This window comes from Brumicola pallidula DSM 14239 = ACAM 615, assembly GCF_000428905.1.
GTDB lineage: Bacteria > Pseudomonadota > Gammaproteobacteria > Enterobacterales > Alteromonadaceae > Glaciecola > Glaciecola pallidula.
On sequence record NZ_AUAV01000016.1, the window covers coordinates 44,077 to 61,068 of the forward strand.

Genomic DNA, 16,992 nt, shown 5'->3' on the forward strand with positions numbered 1-16,992 from the left:
CCTGTTAAATTCGATGTTGCGAATTTATCTAGTGGTATTTCTGCCTTTGATAAACCCCAGTGTGGACAACGGCAACTATCATTTGGCAATACTTTCATATGCAGGTTACTGCAATTAGTTTTTGCTAACAATTATCAAAACAATGAATGATATTGTGCAAAATTGCACAGAAAGAGATCGTAACGATGGACTGGGATGACTTAAAAATAATCTTAGCTATTTCACGATGTGGAACTATCAGTGGTACCGCAAGTCGATTAAATGTGCAACGTAATACCTGAAGAGCCCTAAGTTTGCTTAAGGAAACATAAAATTCTATCCCTTGGTCGAGTATTTACCAAGCCCGACTGACCGGTTTGCGCTCATACGACTTACTGTAAATATAAGGGACCTCAGAGATCCCTTATTTCATGTAAACTCAACGTAAGCATTTTTATATTTAGTTTTTACTCGACGGAGCCTTCCAATATTTGTAGCATTTTCAAATCAGAATGAAATTCCAATGCATAATGTCCACCTTCTCTGCCCAGGCCACTATGCCCGATACCACCAAATGGAGCAGTTAAGTCTCGCACAAGGAAAGTATTTACCCACACTGTGCCGCCGCGTATTTGTCGACCGACACGTTCAGCTCGCTCCTTGTTGCCTGTATACACAATACCGGATAATCCAAATATTGTTGAGTTAGCTAATGCCACACCTTCATCTTCAGTGGCAAAGGTTTGAAAGGTCAATACCGGACCAAAGATCTCGCTTTGAACCACTTCAGAGTCATTGTTCTTAGGTTCGATCAGGGTTGGTTCATACCATAGTTTTCCCTCTATAAATCGCTTTCCTCCGCGCACAACAGTATCCCCATTAGCGCGTGCTCTTTGCACAAAACTTTCCACTCTGGCAATATGAATTGGATGTATCATGGCAGAGATCGTCGTTTTAGTGTCTCGGCTATCACCCATCACGTGTTGATCAGTAAAACGATGAAAATGGGCTAAAAATTCGGCTTTAACACTTTCTTCAACTATGAGTCGAGTGCCTGCCATACAAACCTGACCAGAATCATCAAATTGCCCTGCCGCTTTCTTTGCCGCCGCTTCAATATCGGCGTCAGCAAAGACTAATAAACATGACTTTCCACCTAGTTCAGCCGTGAACGGGACGATGTTTTCAGCAGCAGCTTTGCCAATAATCCGAGAGGTGGGCACCGAACCTGTGAACGAAATTCGTTTAACCCGAGGGTCATTAACCAATGCATTGCCAACTTCGCTTCCTAGTCCTTGGACAACGTTAAACACCCCTTTAGGAAAATTGGCCTTGGCTATCAAGTCTGCCAGAAGTGACGCAGATAACGGTGACCACTCGGCGGGTTTTAAAATAACTGTATTACCAGCAGCCAATGCAGGCGCACACTTCCATGTGGACAACATAAAAGGCGCGTTCCAAGGAGTAATAATTACAGCAGGTCCCGCGGGCATTCTGATGACTCTATTTAAGGTACCTTTTGAGTGCCAAACTCGTTCTTCATGTTCGGTGGCTAAATCTGCATAGTTTCTAAAGTTCGTAGCCCCCCTTGGTACCAGCCGCAAACGTAAGCTTTCGAATAGCATGGCCATGTCGCTGCACTCAACGTTAGCGATATCCTCTTTGTACTCCTCAATTAAATCCGCTAAGCGATGTAAATAAACTGAACGTTGGTCCGGACTTAATGCAGCCCAGGCTGGAAAAGCTTCAGTTGCTGCATCGACCGCAAGTTTAGCCGTGCTTTTATCACCTCTAGCGACATTTGCTAGCAGAATATCCCAATCCATGGGAGAGCGCGTTTCAAAAGTGTTTGGTGATGGTACCCGTTCTCCATTTATGAAGTGTTCACCTGAAACCATCACCCCATTGACGTTAAATCGATTGCTCATGTTATCTGCCCTATGCCGTGAATTTTATCGGCAAACTTTTGATACCGAGAATAAAATTGGAACGCAGGTAATTGTGTGGTCCTGTCTGTTCTACTTTACTGACACGTTTGGCAATTTCTTCTAATATCACCCTCACTTCCAGCTTAGCTAAAAACATGCCCAAACAGACATGCGGACCGCCTTGACCAAATGATAAAAATCGATTCGGCTTTCTACTTAGATTAATTTTGTAAGGTTCTTCAAATATGCTTTCGTCGCGATTAGCAGACAGGAACCACAAGACTAACTTGTCTCCTTTTTTAACTTTTTTGCCTTTATATTCGAAATCGCTGGTCGCCGTTCTTCTAAAATGTGTTGTTGGCGATGCCCAGCGAATCAACTCGTCGGTGGCACTAATGAAAAAGTCTTTATTGCCTATATTATCTTTCAGTTCTTGCAGTAGCGATGGCTGATTAGCTAAGGCATGTATACAAGCTGTAATACTGTATCTAGTGGTGTCATTACCTGCAGCGATAGCTAAACAAAAGAAGTTTCTAAATTCACCTTCAGAAATTACTTTGCCGTTATTGTCAGGTTGTAAAATAAGATTAATAACACCGACTTGCTCGCCGTTTCGTTCACGTTCGATGAGTTTATTGGCATAATCAAATAGCTCCATAGCTGCGGGCGATCTGAATGGCAGCATTCGGTATTCCTCAGTATCGACTTTATCGAGCACAAAATCGGTGTAATCAGGGTCGGTATTTGATATTAACGCATCGCCTTTTTGCACCAGCCATTCATAGTCTTCTTTGGGGACGCCTAAAATTTTACCAAGCATTCTCATGGGTAATTGAGATGCGATTTGTTTGACTGCGTCAAACTCACCCAATTTAAGAGACTTCTCAATTAGCTCAACAGTGATGTCTCTTATCTCGTCTTCATATTTCGCAATTTGCATGTGGCCGAAGGCTTTATGCATGATGAGTCTTGTTTTTGTATGTTCTGGTGGATCTGTTTCTTGAAAGGTTTTTCTAGCTTCGTATTCTTCTTCAGTTTGATCTTCAATACGTATGCCTTTGCTTGACGTTAGCAAACTAAAATCTTTGTTTAAGGTTTGGATATCTTTGTGCTTAGTGACAGACCAAAAGCCTCGGCCGTCAGCTTCTTCGCACCAGCTTATGGATTCTTCATTACGCAAACGTTCGAAGGTTTTAAATGGCGCACCTTCATTAAATGCATCATAAGACGATAAATCAACAGCGTCATTTGTTGACCCTGAAAATGGGTATTTCCAATTTGTATGTAACATCTATAGTTATCCTTTAATTTGTGACTAAATGTAGTGAGAATAGTAAGTCACTATTTGGTCTGATGATTTACCATCGAGCTCAGCAATTTCAGCTCTTTTTACTGCGCAGTAGTTTTCGATTAGCTCACTGCCTAATGCGCTGGCAAGCTTTTTGTCGGCTTCGAGCATTGAGATTGACTCGCCTAAAGAATCTCCAACATGGCGTGTTGTGCTTACCTTTTCAAAGCCGTCGTTTAGTTCTTCAGGAGGTAACTCATAGCTGTTTTCATAACCTAATAAGGCGGCTTGCAATACTGCAGCAACCGCAAAATATGGACTTGCTGAACCGTCTCCAACACGATGTTCAATTCTTGCACCGGTACCTGTTTCACTGGAAATTCGCACTGCTACGGCTCTATGATCATGGCCCCAATTGGCCCAATATCCACACATGTTGGCAGGTTTTAGTCGTGCATATGAGTTAACCGTTGGCGCAATAACCGCACTGAGAGCTTCATGGTGTTGCAGCAATCCAGCGATACAGCCTTTGGTTAAATCCGAAAGGTTGTTCTTGTTTATGCCGTCGGCTAAGGCATTATTTCCATTCTTATCGGTAAAACTGATGTTGATATGCAGACCAGATCCACTTATTTCAGGGAACGGTTTGGCTAGGAAAGATAGTAAATATCCTTTTTTATACAGCACTTCTCGGGCTAAATTTTTAAATAAGAAAAAGTTGTCGCAAGCGCTGAGGGCATCTGAGTAACGCAAGGTTAATTCGAATTGGGGAGAGTCAAATTCTGCATTTAACGATTCAATAGGGATATTGCATTTAGCCGCTTCATCCCAAATTAGATCCATTAACCCTTCTGGGTCATTGAAAATACCGGTCCCGTATACACACGATCCTGGCGCATCATAGGGAACCAGTTTCGAGTCTCCTTTACTGACCACATAAGCTTCGCCTTCCAAGCCAATCATGGGGTTCAAACCGTGTTTTTGCCATGCTTTAATTGCTTTTTTTAATGCACCTCGGCCACACAGCCCAAAAGGACGCTCATGCTCATATACATCAGCTAAAGCAATAACAGAGTTTGGCTCCCAGCTTGTGCGATAATCTTGGGGATCGAATTTCATACACACATCAGGTAAACCTTGGTCATAACCGCCATGTGGTGCTTCTACTATTTGCTTCGAATAAGTAACTGAATAAACACCTTTACACAGCATTGCTTCGCCTTTCGAGGCAAAGCTTCGAGGAAGATACTTTCCACGCGCCAAGTTAAGTTGGTCACAAAATAAAACCCTTATTTTTTGCTCTTTTGAATTATCATGTTTGCTCATACGGGGGCCTCTAATATTATTCACTGTTAAGTTATTTGTTTCTGACACGAATGTCTTAGCAATAGAGGACAACCTCCTCGTTAAGCATTCTCTTCTGCTAATTTATGAATATGATGTAACTCTTGGAATTTTTTAAAGAGTAAAAGATGATGGGTGAAATTGTTGGTGCTGGACTTATATCGCATGTCCCTACTATTATGTTGTCCAAGGAAATTAGGTATGAATTGAATGAAGGAAAAGAAATTTCCTTGGTACCTGGTTTTCATCGAATTAGAAAAGAGGTGCTTGACGTACTCAAGCCGGATGTCGTTATCGTGCTTGATACACATTGGGGTACGTTAGTAGAGTATGTTGTTACCTCACATGCAAGACGCGCAGGAAAATACACATCAGAAGAATTACCCAGAGGCATGTGTCAAGTTCCATACGACTTGAAAGGTGACCCTGATTTAGCTAACGCCATGGCTGAAGAAGTCAATAAAGAGGGGGTTCGATGCAGTGCTATCGATGACCCATATTTGCCCATACATTATCCAACTACTAATCTTGCTCACTACCTCGAGCAAGGGGAAGCTTGGATATCGGTCTCTTGTGCTATGACAGCGGGTGCTGAAGAAAACCTGGCAGTGGGAAGAGGCATCGCTAACGCAATCGCTAAGTCAGGCAAAAAAGTGGTGATACTGGCCAGTGGTTCTATGAGTCATACTTTTTATCCGTTTAACGAGTTGCACTTACATGAATCAAGTGACCCAAAACATATCTTTAGTGATGGTGCTCGGGAAGCAGACTACGAGAGATTGGCATGGTTTAAACAAGGCGATCATGCGTCGGTAATCAATAACATGGATGACTATTATCAATACAAACCTGAGGGACGCTTTGCTCACTATCTTATGATGGTTGGCGCATTAGGCTCTGATAAATGCAAGGCCATAGGAAGACAGTTTAGTGACTATGAAAACTCTGTTGGAACAAGTCAGGTGCACGTTTGGTTTGACCGTCCTGAAGATGGCTGGTCATAAAAGGCTGAGTTACCACTAGCGACTTCTAGACCGGTATTTAAGTCGTCGTTAGCAAAAACCCGATAGAGGCTCTTTATGTCTTTATCGAGTTTTATTTTTTACTGCGATTTAATTTACCCTATGGACTTAATATAATTCAACCAATTTAGTATTTCTAGTCCCCGAATATTGCCATCGGTAAGGTCGGTATCTATACCAAGTAGCCAAGCCACCGCTTTATTAGTAGGTTCCAATTCCAATGCTTTCATTTGCTTAATTAAGCGGGTGTGTCCTTCATCGTTTTCAACAAATTTGTCATTTAACATATCGTTTTTGTAGAGTTCAAACAGCATTCGTAGTTGTGCAATATCAAATTCAGGATGATATTGCACGCCCCAGACTTCAGACTTTTCTACCGGAATAATCGCTCCTTGTATCTCGCTATGTGCATTACTGCATAACAAGGTAGCGTTTGCTGGCAATCTAGTGACTTCATCGTAGTGAATGCAGGGAGCATCATAAAACCATGGCTTTTGCTGCATGAACGGGTGGGTTTGAGCAGCGGTGGTAAGGCTAATTTTTCTTGCAACACCCAGCTCTCGACCATTGCGGCACGGCGCAACAGCGCCGCCGGACGCAATTGCCGCAATTTGCAGTCCCCAACAACTTCCTAATATTGGTTTTCCTGTTTTGGCAAATTCAATTAATGCGTCAACTTGTTTGATAACCTCCGGTGTTTCGTCAAATGCGCGCAAGCTAGAGCCAGAAATAACTAGCCCAGCATAATTTTCAAAACTTTCACCTTCAGGCAATACGTCACCTTCAGCAGCATTGACCACGTCAATACCGATATGCTTGTCAAAACATCTGATTGCATTTATGTAGACATCGGAGGCAGATATAACCCCAATTTTTTTCGCTTTTTGTTGAGTTTCGATGGTGTTTCCTTCCATCATCAATATTTTCACTTATTCAATCCCCTTAAATAGATGGCACTTCGCCGGTCATGATCCTTCTATACGTGCGCGGGCTAACGCCAAACCATCTTAAAAATGCCCTCGAAAATGTACTGTGTTCGGAATAACCCAGTTTTAACGCCATTTGCGCTAATGAAACACTTTTTGCCAAAGTAAGCTCACATGAAGCTAGATTCATTCTGCAATCATCAAGTAAGTTTTGGTAAGACTTGCCTTCAGCGGATAATTTTCTTCGTAGTGTGCGTGTCGACAAACAGAGCTCTTTGGCTACAAAATCTTGGCTAATATCAGTTTCAATTAAGCCCCGATATATTAGATATTTAGCTCTATCCATAAACGCCATACTGCGATTTTTTGACGAATAAATTTTTGACAACTCGGCAATTTCTGTTTGCGATGTTTCTCTGTTCTTGGGTAATGCTCTGGATAGAAATTTAGCGGGAAAAATAATCTCATTTGCATTTGATGAGTAGGTTATTGGTGCATGTAAATATTGATGGAGTTCTGAATTTTTAGGCGTTTTTGGCGCCTCTATCCCAATCCTAACATGAGAAAATATATCGGGAGAGACAGATTTAAGGAAATTCGCGAATATACTCAGCGTATATAAGGCATCCTGTTCTCGCGGCCAAATTTGGGGATCTAGTATCTTGTAACTCAATCGCGCAATATCTTCATTTACCTCAAGCTTCATTAACGTAGCGTCTTGGATTAGTGGATAAAAACGACACAACCAATGCAGACCCATACCGAGTGTTCTAGATTGCATGGCAACTTTACCCAAAACACCTCGTGATAGATAATTGCATGAGGTGCCCACTAACCAACCCAATTCGGGCTTGTTTGCTTTCGCTGCCGCTTCCTCCAGAGAATAAACAAATGTTGACAGTGGTAATTGCGATTCATTTTTAAATGTTTCTACGTTTTCTGGCATCCATACCTGCCAATCCTCAAGCACTGCTGATGTTATGAAGGGGGTAGTCATAATTATTACCTTTTGTGCTTTTCAGGCGTTTTACCGATTTAGAATAAAATATAATAAAAATAAACGTAAAATATTTACCTATTGTTATCGATATGTTACCTATAAGTATCAAATTGTAAGGTTTGTGATCGTTTTGTTGCAAATAGTCCTAACATGCCAAGTTTTCTAATACTGAGTGTGACAACTTAATTCAAAAAGTTAAGGTGTTTGTCATTATGCACAACGAAGTCGATTTTAATTCTCCCACTATTGTAAGAACCGGTGTTTTGCTGGGCACAATAGGGGTCTTATCGTTTATTGTTCAACCAGGGCTTGTTCAGGGATTTGTGACCCAAATGGGCTTATCCGAAGCTAGTGCTAATGCATTGGCGTTTGATGAGATGTTAGGGGTCGCTATTGCCACCTTTGTTACGTCATTTCTTAAATCCAAAATTAATTGGCGGCATATTCTCACCACTGCGCTTGCATTCGCTGTTTTGGGAAATTTTTTCTCTGTATTCGCAATGTCATCTCTGGATTTCTTATCAGCCGCTCGCTTCATTACTGGATTGGGAGAAGGGGCAATCATTTCACTTAGTTTTACCATAATTGGCCTAACTAAACGCGTCGAACGAAATTTAGCAGCGTATCTCGTGTTATTGCTAACCTATGGTGCTTTTGGCTTGTGGATTATGCCACAAGCATTCAGCACAGTTGGCTTGGAAGGGATCTTTATTATATGGGGGAGCATCACTGCATTATGTTTTTTTGTAGTAAAGCACATTCCCGCATCGTCAAATCAAGCAGTCAATCCTGAAACTAGCGCTATTAATATGCCGATGTCTACTAAATTGACTGCGCTGTTGGGCGTACTTTTGTTTAATTTGGCAATAGGTGTTGCTTGGGCCAATTTATTTTTAATAGGAATGGAAATAGAACCCAACGAACAAGCGATTGCTAACGCCTTACTAATATCGCAATTCTTCGCTATTTTAGGCGCTTTGATCCCCGTCTTCATGGAGCAAAAGTTGGGCCTGTTCAAGCCGATCCTGCTTACTATTTTTGGTAGTATTATCTCTATTTCATTATTGATGAATGATCCTACGCTGACCACGTTTATTATTGCAGTAAGTTGTTTCAACTTTTTATGGAACTTTGGACTTCCTTTTGTATTGAGTGGTGTTGGCAATTTAGATAAAAACGGTCATATGATCAGTCTTGCTATCGCCCTACAAATGACAGGCTTGGGTTTTGGACCTTTCTTCGCTGCCATTGTGTTAGGCAATGAAGGTAGCTTTTACGATGTTCAAATACTCATTGTCTCCTTATATTTATGCTGCTGTGTGCCATTAATGTTAGCCTTAAATGCGCATCGAAAAAAGTTAAAAAAGGCGCTTGTGTAACCTAATTTTTGTGTTGCTAGGGGCTGGTACTAAGACTTATTATTAACACCAATTTACGCCTTACCTTACATCGTAGCAGGTGGCAAGTAGCGCAATCTTGGATGTCGATCAATTGCAAATAATAGGGTATGGTCTATTAAATTCATTAGTTTAGTTATCGAGTAAAAATGAGGGGTCGATTGTATAATCGCAGTGACGGACTTGAACCTCAAATATGGTCGAGCGTGCTGCGTAGTCTGCAATTTCATCTTGCTGAACATAATATTGATACCCCGCATTTGTTGCATGAATGCGGTATCGCGATTGATGATTTAGAGCATCCCCATGGACAAATCCCACTAAACCGATATCTGAACTTTTTAAACAAAGCAGCAAAAGAAGCTGATGATCCGTTGATTGGCATTAAGTTATCAAAGTCTATAGGGCCGGAACTATTGGGCGCGCTTGGTTTCTTATTTCTATCCTCAAGAACTTTATATGATGGGCTAGATGCGATATGCCAATATCAAAACCTATTCCAAGAATCAACTCAGCTATCGTTGGACAGAATGGGAAGTCACTATATTCTGGGATATCAAGTGTATGGCATGGGCAATATAGACACGCGTCTTGATGTCGAATTCAGTATCGCCTATACCGCTCGGTTGATTCGCTTGTTCTCAAACAATCAAGTTAAATCAGTTAAAATGCTTTTTAGGCATTCGCCATCAGTGTCAGTTTCACACTATCTTAGGTTAGCGGGGCTGCCATGTGAATTTAATCAAGCGGTCAATGGGGTTTCGATTAAGGCTGAGGATATTAGCTTTAAAGGCGCCAGATTTGATCCTGATCTCACCCAGATTTTAACCGATTACTTGGATGCTGATTTAGCCTCGAAAAATCAAGTAAACAGCTTTTCCGACCAAGTCAGAACCGCGATCATGAGTGAGCAAGGTCAAGAAACAGTTACCGCTAAGCTCATTGCACACAGACTAGGCGTTTCTATACCAACATTTTTTCGTAGATTAAAGCTAGAAAATGAGTCATTTAAGACCATGTTGGACAATGTGCATTATGAATTGGCATGCAAATATTTATCTGAAACACAGCTGAACATCTATCAAATAAGTCATTTGCTGGGTTTCTCATCGACACCAAGTTTTACTAGGGCATTTAAAAAATGGACCAATGGAATCACTCCCAGCGCCTATTTAACTCAACTTAAGAGAAACCAAGGACTGTAGTTTTAGTTCCCCGCTTAAACACTTTGTCCTCATATGCTAAGTACAATCCTGTCAGAAGTGAGTATGTTGATCCTATTAACAAATACGTAACAGGGATTAAAGGCACTTACATGAAACTAAAAAAATCATCAATTTATATAGCGCTTGCATTGGGTTTAACCGTTGTCGGGCAGGCTCATTCGCAACAAGAAGCACAAGAAGAAAAGAAAGATAAGCTTTTTGAAGTCATTGAAATTACCGCAACTAAACGCTCTGAGTCAATTCAAGAAGTGCCGGTTTCTGTATCAGCGTTATCAGGCCAACAGTTAGATGCTTTAGGCATCAGCGACAATGCCGAAATCACTCAACAAATTCCTAATTTCCAAGTAAACGCCTGGTCTCCTCAGTTAACTATTTTTAACTTGCGAGGGGTTTCACAAAATAACTTTGTAGATAACTTAGAAGCGCCAATTGCTGTGTACCAAGACGAATCTTACATTGCCAGTATGAATGCAATTTCAGGCCAAATGTTCGATATTGAACGAGTTGAAGTGTTGCGAGGCCCTCAAGGAACCTTGTTTGGTCGAAACGCAACAGGAGGCTTAGTTCACTATATCAGTCGCGGTGCCAGCGATGAATATACAAATGGTTTTGTTGATGTATCGGTTGGTTCGTTCAATCGTCAGAGCGTTGAAGGTGCAATTGGTGGCGCAATATCCGATAATGTTAGAGCTCGTTTTGCCTTTAGACATGAAACCGCAGATGGCTATATAGAACCGATGGCAGGCGTTCCTGATGTTGACCAAAGAGCGATTGGTGGTGCCGATGGTTATGGCTTAAGAGGTACCATAGAAGTCGACTTTTCGGATACTTTGCTTGGTGAATTCATCATTAAATATTCTAAGGATGATGACGTACCGACGGGTGGATACGTATTCGAAAATTGTGATTTTGATGCCAACGAATTATGCCCCGTTGATGCTTCAGGTCGTGCAATTGTGACTGGGGGCGTGGTCTCTGGCGACGAGCACAAACACATGAACGATACTCGCGGTTTTTTAAACCGAGAAGTAACTAGCTTGACTGCCAAGTTAACTAAGCAATTTGATGAGTTTGAATTGGTCAGTATTACTAATCATTTGAATATGGATAAGTCTTATTTGGAGGATGGTGATGCTTTTAACGCACCTATCGTTGTATTTGGACAAGATACTGACTTCACTCAATTTTCACAAGAGTTGAGAATGTCCGGCGATACGGACCGCTTAAAATGGCAAGTCGGCGGTTACTATATGGATATCGATATGGATACTGACGCTTTAACTATAGGGGCTCCGAATATTGATTTATCATTCGGGTTATTTGAGGCCGGCATTATATCAGCTCCGACTGTTTTTGATGATTTCCCTTTCGATGGCCGTTCAGATAGAGAATATAATTTAACCGTTGAAAATGTCTCCGTGTTTGGTCAAATTGATTATGACCTTGCGGATGACATGATGTTAACTGCGGGATTGAGATACTCAAAAGATACCAAAAATATTAATTGGGTTGCCTTCTTCAGTTCGGATCAACAAGCCGAGCGTATTCCATATGCAGCTACTGAAAGTAACCTAAATGTTGAAGCTGCAAGCATATTTAATCGGTTTGCTGATGACAGTATCGACTATTCAGACTATGCAGCAAGACTGTCGTTGAAGAAACAGTTTTCAGATTCAACAATGGGTTTTGTGTCTTGGAACAGAGGCATAAAAGGAGGCAACTGGACTTTATCATCGGGTGTTTCTCCCGAGCGTTTCCGGCACGAGCCAGAAGTCTTGAATTCGTTTGAAGTAGGTATAAAAACAGAGCTAGCCAAGGGTACACGCTTAAATGCAACCACTTACTACTATGATTATGATGACTATCAAACGTTTGTTGCTATTCCTCCTGGTGAAGTTTCGCCCAATCCACAAATTGGTAATTCCGATGCAACCGCCTACGGTGCAGAATTAGAACTCATTAGTTCGTTAACCGATAACTTTGATATGATGCTTGGCTTAGCATTTAGTAATTCAGAAGTTGAAGCTATTCAAGCAGGTGCTTCGCCGGTATTAAACGCAGAGTTTCCTAATGCGCCAAGCGTGTCTGGTAACTACCTATTTCGTTATTATAAGGAGTTAGGTGAAAATACAGTCGTGTTCCAGTTTGATGGCGCGTATTACGGAGACCAATTTTTAGAAGTAACTAACGGCCCGGGTACGCTGCAAGAAGCTTATAATATATCCAACCTAAGTGTGACTTATGAAACCGAATCTTGGAGCTTTAGTGTGTGGTCAAAGAACCTATTTGACGAACGTTACAAAGCCTACTCTCTTGACTTAGGCGCATTGGGCGCGACGACTTATTATGCGCCGCCTCGTACTTCTGGTGTATCTGCAAGATATGAATTTTAAGTGTAATAGGAGTAGTAGATGACAATTATTAAATATGTAGATGCAGAAAATAACGTAACTGAAGTTGAAGCGGAGACTGGCGAAAGTATCATGTCATTGGCCGTAAATAACATGGTTGATGGAATTGTTGGTGAATGCGGCGGAGCGCAAGCTTGCGCAACGTGCCATTGTTATTTGGACAATAAATATGCTAAACACTTTTCTGAAATGAGTGAAATGGAAGAAGCCATGCTTGAATCAGCTCCTCAACGGACTGAAACGAGTCGCTTATCATGTCAGTTAATGCTAAAAGACGATACACCTGATATAGAAGTGTCGCTTCCTTCGTCTCAATACTAAGTACGGCTGTTAAAATGGATAAAGATATGAATTTGGTAGTGATAGTTGGTGGTGGTCATGCTGCCGCTGAGGCTGCGATTGCTTTGCGCATTCAAGGTTGGGAAGGCGACATAAAGCTTATTAGCGATGAAGACGTTCTACCCTATCAACGCCCGCCTTTGTCAAAAGGGTATTTTCATAAAACGGTTACGTCCGCACAGCTGTTAATTAAAAAACAAGCGTTATATGAAAAGGCTAATGTGGATGTAATGCTAGGTTTGTCGGTGGTCGCCATCGACAGATTATCTCAAACCGTTACTGTGTCATCAGGCGCCATAATTGGATACAGCCATTTAATTATCGCGACAGGTGCACAAGCTCGTATATTGAACATTCCGGGTGCTGAACTTCCTTGTGTGAGTTACCTTAGAACCTTGAATGATGCCAATAATATTATCGCCAATATTAAAAGTAACTCGCACTTGTTGGTTATTGGTGCGGGTTATATTGGTTTAGAATTAGCCGCTTCTGCGAGGAAAATCGGTGCTAGAGTGACTATTTTGGAAAGCTTTGAAAGGGTCCTTTCACGTGTCACTAACGAGCAAATGTCGGGGTTTTATCAGGGCTTGCATAAAGACAATGGCGTTGACCTAAAGTTAAATATAGGGATTGAAGAAATTCATACAACGGAAGACGGCTATGTGGCTACGTTAAATGACGGTAGTAATGTTGCCTTCGATCATACGGTTGTGGGTATTGGGGTAATTCCAAATACAGGCTTAGCTGAAGCAGCTGGATTAGAATGCGACAATGGGATTGTAGTAAATGAGCATACGCTCACTTCAGATCCCACTATTTATGCGATTGGCGATGTCAGTAACCACCCCAATGAGTTTTACGCACGAAACATTCGATTAGAGTCGGTGCCCAGCGCAATGGAACAAGCAAAGGTCGCGGCTGCAAACATTTGCGGCAAGCCTAAAATCCATAATTCATTTCCGTGGTTTTGGTCAGATCAATATGACGTTAAACTGCAAACGGCGGGTTTATCTCAGGGTTATGATGAAACCGTTGTTCGTGGTGATATGACACAGAAAAAATTCGCCTTATTTTATCTCAAAAAAGGCAAGATAATTGCCGTGGATGCGATCAATTCGCCAAAAGACTTTATGAAAGCCAAAGCGCTCATTCCGCAAGGCCTAACCGTATCTAAGGACAAGCTAGCGGATATTACAAAAAATTGGTTTGATTGACTGATTGATTGACCGATTGACCGATTGACCGATTGATTGCTGGTGGAGTGAGTAAGACACAGGAAGCCTATTTTGAAGATAATTAAACCTAAGTTGAAGACCACTAGAACCAAAGCTAGTAAAGCTGATATCGATAAATTCGATTATCTTTTTATGCTCAGAAATCTGTTTGTGAGCATGCTCATGGTGACACTTTTTGGTTGCTCACAAATGCATGAAGAAAACCAATCTTCTGAAAAGCCTAATGTATTGCTGATTGTGGTAGACGACATGGGCATGGCAGATTTAGGTCGTTTGGGAGGTGAGATACCCACCCCGAATATAGATAAACTTGCTAATCAAGGTGTATTATTTACCAATTTTCACACATCCCCTGTTTGTTCTTCTACACGCGCAATGCTCCTAACCGGTGTCGATAATCATAAAGCTGGGTTGGGCAATATGGCCGAAGAATTAGCCCCTAATCAAGTTGGTCAGCCGGGCTATGAAGGCCAGTTAAATGACAGTGTAGTGACGATTGCCTCGTTACTTAGAGACGAGGGATATAGCACATTTATGACTGGTAAATGGCATTTAGGCATGTCGTTAGAGGCGAGTCCCTGGGCAAAAGGTTTTGACAAATCTTTTAGCATGTTGGCTGGTGGTGCCAGTCACTTTAGTGATATGAAGCCCGCTTATCACCCGGAGCCAAACGGTCAAGCGCCGTATCGCCAAGACCAGCAAATAGTAAATAAATTGCCTGATAATTTTGCGTTTTCTTCGCAATTTTTCACCGACCAAATGATTAGCTACCTGCAACAAAGGGATGCTCATAAACCATTTTTTGCCTATCTTTCATTTACCGCTCCACATTGGCCAATACAAGCTCCTCAATACATAATTGACAAATATAAGGGCAAGTATGACATTGGTTATGATGTCGTCCGTGAGCAGCGTTTACAAAAGCAAATATCCCTAGGCATCGTGCCGCCACAAACTAAAAGTATTGCAGCTACAACGGCATGGGAAAATCTTTCTGCTATTGAAAAGCAAACTGAAGCTCGCACAATGGAAGTCTATGCGGCCATGATTGACGACCTTGACCAGCACATTGGTCGTTTGATTACGTGGCTTGACGACCAACAACAGCTTGAAAAAACAGTGATTATTTTTATGTCTGACAATGGTGCGGAAGGCCACACTATTGATCAAACTTGGCCTCGCGCGCAGTTTCCAAAAATTCGAAAGAATATTGATGAGCGCCACGATTTTAGTTTTGCAAATATTGGCAAAGTAGGTAGTTACGCTTTTATCGGTCCTAATTGGGCTCAAGCTAGCTCACCCGCCTTTAGATTGTATAAAGGCTTTCCTACCGAAGGCGGAACAAGAGTTCCCGCATTTATAACGTATCCTGCATTTGCAAATAGCAAAACAACAGATGAATTTTTTTCAGTGCAAGACATCTTACCTACACTACTTGAAATAACCAAAATCAAGCACCCTGCTCCTATATACAATGGCATACAAATAGAAGCACCAAGCGGATTTTCAATGCTCGATATTTTAAGCGATACCGAGTCGCCACACATCACTGCAACTCGAGTAAAAGGCGGCGAAATATTGGGTAAGTACATGATTCGAAAAGGAGCATACAAAGCGGTAAATATCCCACCACCTCATGGCAACGGCAATTGGCAGCTTTATGATGTATCGACTGACCTTGCTGAAGCTAAGGACCTTTCCGACGAGTATCCCATTAAACTAGCGGAACTTATTGTCGAATGGGAAAAGTATAGTCAAGAAAATGGCGTCATATTGCCAAGCCATGTCAGCGGTTACTAAAGCATGAAACTGCGCTGATCAGACTCATCAGCATCGTATTTCTGAGGCCATAGCAGGCTAATTACGAGTTGGCTGCTAACTATGGATGGGATGCTAACTATGAGTCGCAGGCGTTAATAATCCACTCAGCAAAAATAGTGGATTTTATTGTGTTATTTTTAATTGAAGGCGAAATAAGATAATAAGAATGTGCTTCGTTTATCGGTTTATTAAGTAGGCGCATTAATTGACCATCTTTTATAAACTGCTGGGTCTCAAGGGTATTTGCTAATGCCACGCCAGCACCAAGAACAGCCGCTCGAAGCGCTTGGCTAGCATTTGGGAAATAAATATTTGAATGCATTTGACTTGATTCTACACCGTGCTTTTCCATCCAGCGTTGCCAGGACACTTGCCCATCATGGATAAAGGTCAATTGAGACATATTGTTAAGGTGTATTCGCTGTTTTTCAGCGTTTAATAGTGCAGGACTGCAAACGGGGTAAAGAACTGGGGCGCCGATTTTGGTCATCACCCTATCATCAATGTTAGGAGCGCCATAACAAATAGCAATGTCGATATCTCGCGGGATCTCACGCTGCTGAGATTCAATTTCACGAACCGTGATCGTGATGTCTGGGTATTTCTCGTAGAAAGAGCAGATATGTTGTGCTGCCCAACTAGCTGCGATTGATTGCGTGCACCCCACAATAAGTGAGCCGCTGACCGTCTCAGGATCAAGATTTCGTGCGCCGTCAATGATCAGGTCCAATCCTTGTGATACAGACATCAATAAACGCGAACCTGCAGGTGTTAACGAGAGCGTATTGTGCGCGCGTGAAAACAAGGCGACGCCTAACCTTTCCTCCAACTGCCTTACTTGATGAGAGATAGCACCTTGCGTGACACCCAATTCGGCTCCAGCTCTCCCCATGTGTAAGTTAATGGCGGCAGATTCAAAAGCCCGCAAACTAGATAGGGGCATAGTTCTTCGATCAATCATAGTCTCAACTCTTTATAAGTGCGTTAAAAAAGTGCGTTAAAAAAGTGCGTTAAAAAACTGCATGTAGTGAATTATTGCGATGAATAATACTAATGAGGATAGCTAATATTATTCG

General features: G+C 41.8%; 13 protein-coding genes. 7 read left to right on the forward strand and 6 right to left on the reverse strand.

Annotated elements, in window-relative coordinates:
• Nucleotides 1–446: 446 nt before the first annotated feature.
• From G399_RS0107265 to G399_RS0107275, 3 genes are read right to left on the reverse strand one after another with little or no spacing between them, the layout of a single operon-like run.
• Entirely contained in the window at nucleotides 447–1,907 is a 1,461-nt protein-coding gene (locus G399_RS0107265; protein ID WP_006008671.1) for an aldehyde dehydrogenase, read from the reverse strand.
• Nucleotides 1,908–1,917: 10 nt separating this feature from the next.
• Complete coding sequence (locus tag G399_RS0107270) at nucleotides 1,918–3,198, reverse strand: cytochrome P450 (RefSeq protein WP_006008673.1); 1,281 nt, start codon at nucleotides 3,196–3,198, stop codon at nucleotides 1,918–1,920.
• A gap of 24 nt (nucleotides 3,199–3,222) precedes the next feature.
• Nucleotides 3,223–4,521 (reverse strand): type I glutamate--ammonia ligase, encoded by a 1,299-nt coding sequence (locus G399_RS0107275; protein ID WP_006008675.1) that lies wholly within the window; start codon nucleotides 4,519–4,521, stop codon nucleotides 3,223–3,225.
• A gap of 146 nt (nucleotides 4,522–4,667) precedes the next feature.
• Here G399_RS0107275 and G399_RS0107280 point away from each other — a divergent pair, with 146 nt between their 5' ends.
• Entirely contained in the window at nucleotides 4,668–5,543 is an 876-nt protein-coding gene (locus G399_RS0107280) for a DODA-type extradiol aromatic ring-opening family dioxygenase (RefSeq protein ID WP_006008677.1), read from the forward strand.
• A 113-nt stretch (nucleotides 5,544–5,656) separates the two neighbouring features.
• On the opposite strand, the gene G399_RS0107285 is transcribed toward G399_RS0107280, so the two are convergent.
• Together G399_RS0107285 and qhpR are read right to left on the reverse strand one after the other, a co-directional pair.
• Nucleotides 5,657–6,490, reverse strand: coding sequence for a type 1 glutamine amidotransferase (locus G399_RS0107285; RefSeq protein ID WP_006008679.1), 834 nt, complete (start codon nucleotides 6,488–6,490; stop codon nucleotides 5,657–5,659).
• 13 nt (nucleotides 6,491–6,503) lie between these two features.
• Entirely contained in the window at nucleotides 6,504–7,484 is a 981-nt protein-coding gene (gene qhpR / locus G399_RS0107290) for an AraC-like transcriptional regulator QhpR (protein WP_006008681.1), read from the reverse strand.
• A 215-nt stretch (nucleotides 7,485–7,699) separates the two neighbouring features.
• Here qhpR and G399_RS0107295 point away from each other — a divergent pair, with 215 nt between their 5' ends.
• The 6 genes from G399_RS0107295 to G399_RS0107320 all read left to right on the forward strand — a co-directional run bounded on the left by G399_RS0107295 (nucleotide 7,700) and on the right by G399_RS0107320 (nucleotide 15,895).
• Complete coding sequence (locus G399_RS0107295; RefSeq protein ID WP_006008683.1) at nucleotides 7,700–8,866, forward strand: MFS transporter; 1,167 nt, start codon at nucleotides 7,700–7,702, stop codon at nucleotides 8,864–8,866.
• 179 nt (nucleotides 8,867–9,045) lie between these two features.
• Complete coding sequence (locus tag G399_RS0107300; RefSeq protein WP_226988907.1) at nucleotides 9,046–10,089, forward strand: AraC family transcriptional regulator; 1,044 nt, start codon at nucleotides 9,046–9,048, stop codon at nucleotides 10,087–10,089.
• A 110-nt stretch (nucleotides 10,090–10,199) separates the two neighbouring features.
• Nucleotides 10,200–12,503, forward strand: a complete 2,304-nt coding sequence (locus tag G399_RS0107305; RefSeq protein WP_006008687.1) for a TonB-dependent receptor — start codon at nucleotides 10,200–10,202, stop codon at nucleotides 12,501–12,503.
• Between the two features lie 18 nt (nucleotides 12,504–12,521).
• Nucleotides 12,522–12,842, forward strand: a complete 321-nt coding sequence (locus G399_RS0107310; RefSeq protein WP_006008689.1) for a 2Fe-2S iron-sulfur cluster-binding protein — start codon at nucleotides 12,522–12,524, stop codon at nucleotides 12,840–12,842.
• Between the two features lie 26 nt (nucleotides 12,843–12,868).
• Nucleotides 12,869–14,074, forward strand: a complete 1,206-nt coding sequence (locus G399_RS0107315) for an NAD(P)/FAD-dependent oxidoreductase (RefSeq protein WP_026843550.1) — start codon at nucleotides 12,869–12,871, stop codon at nucleotides 14,072–14,074.
• Between the two features lie 72 nt (nucleotides 14,075–14,146).
• Complete coding sequence (locus tag G399_RS0107320) at nucleotides 14,147–15,895, forward strand: arylsulfatase (protein ID WP_006008694.1); 1,749 nt, start codon at nucleotides 14,147–14,149, stop codon at nucleotides 15,893–15,895.
• Between the two features lie 97 nt (nucleotides 15,896–15,992).
• Here G399_RS0107320 and G399_RS0107325 read toward each other — a convergent pair whose 3' ends face one another.
• A complete protein-coding gene (locus tag G399_RS0107325; RefSeq protein ID WP_006008696.1) occupies nucleotides 15,993–16,877 on the reverse strand; it encodes a LysR substrate-binding domain-containing protein in 885 nt (294 codons plus the stop codon).
• Nucleotides 16,878–16,992 lie beyond the last annotated feature (115 nt).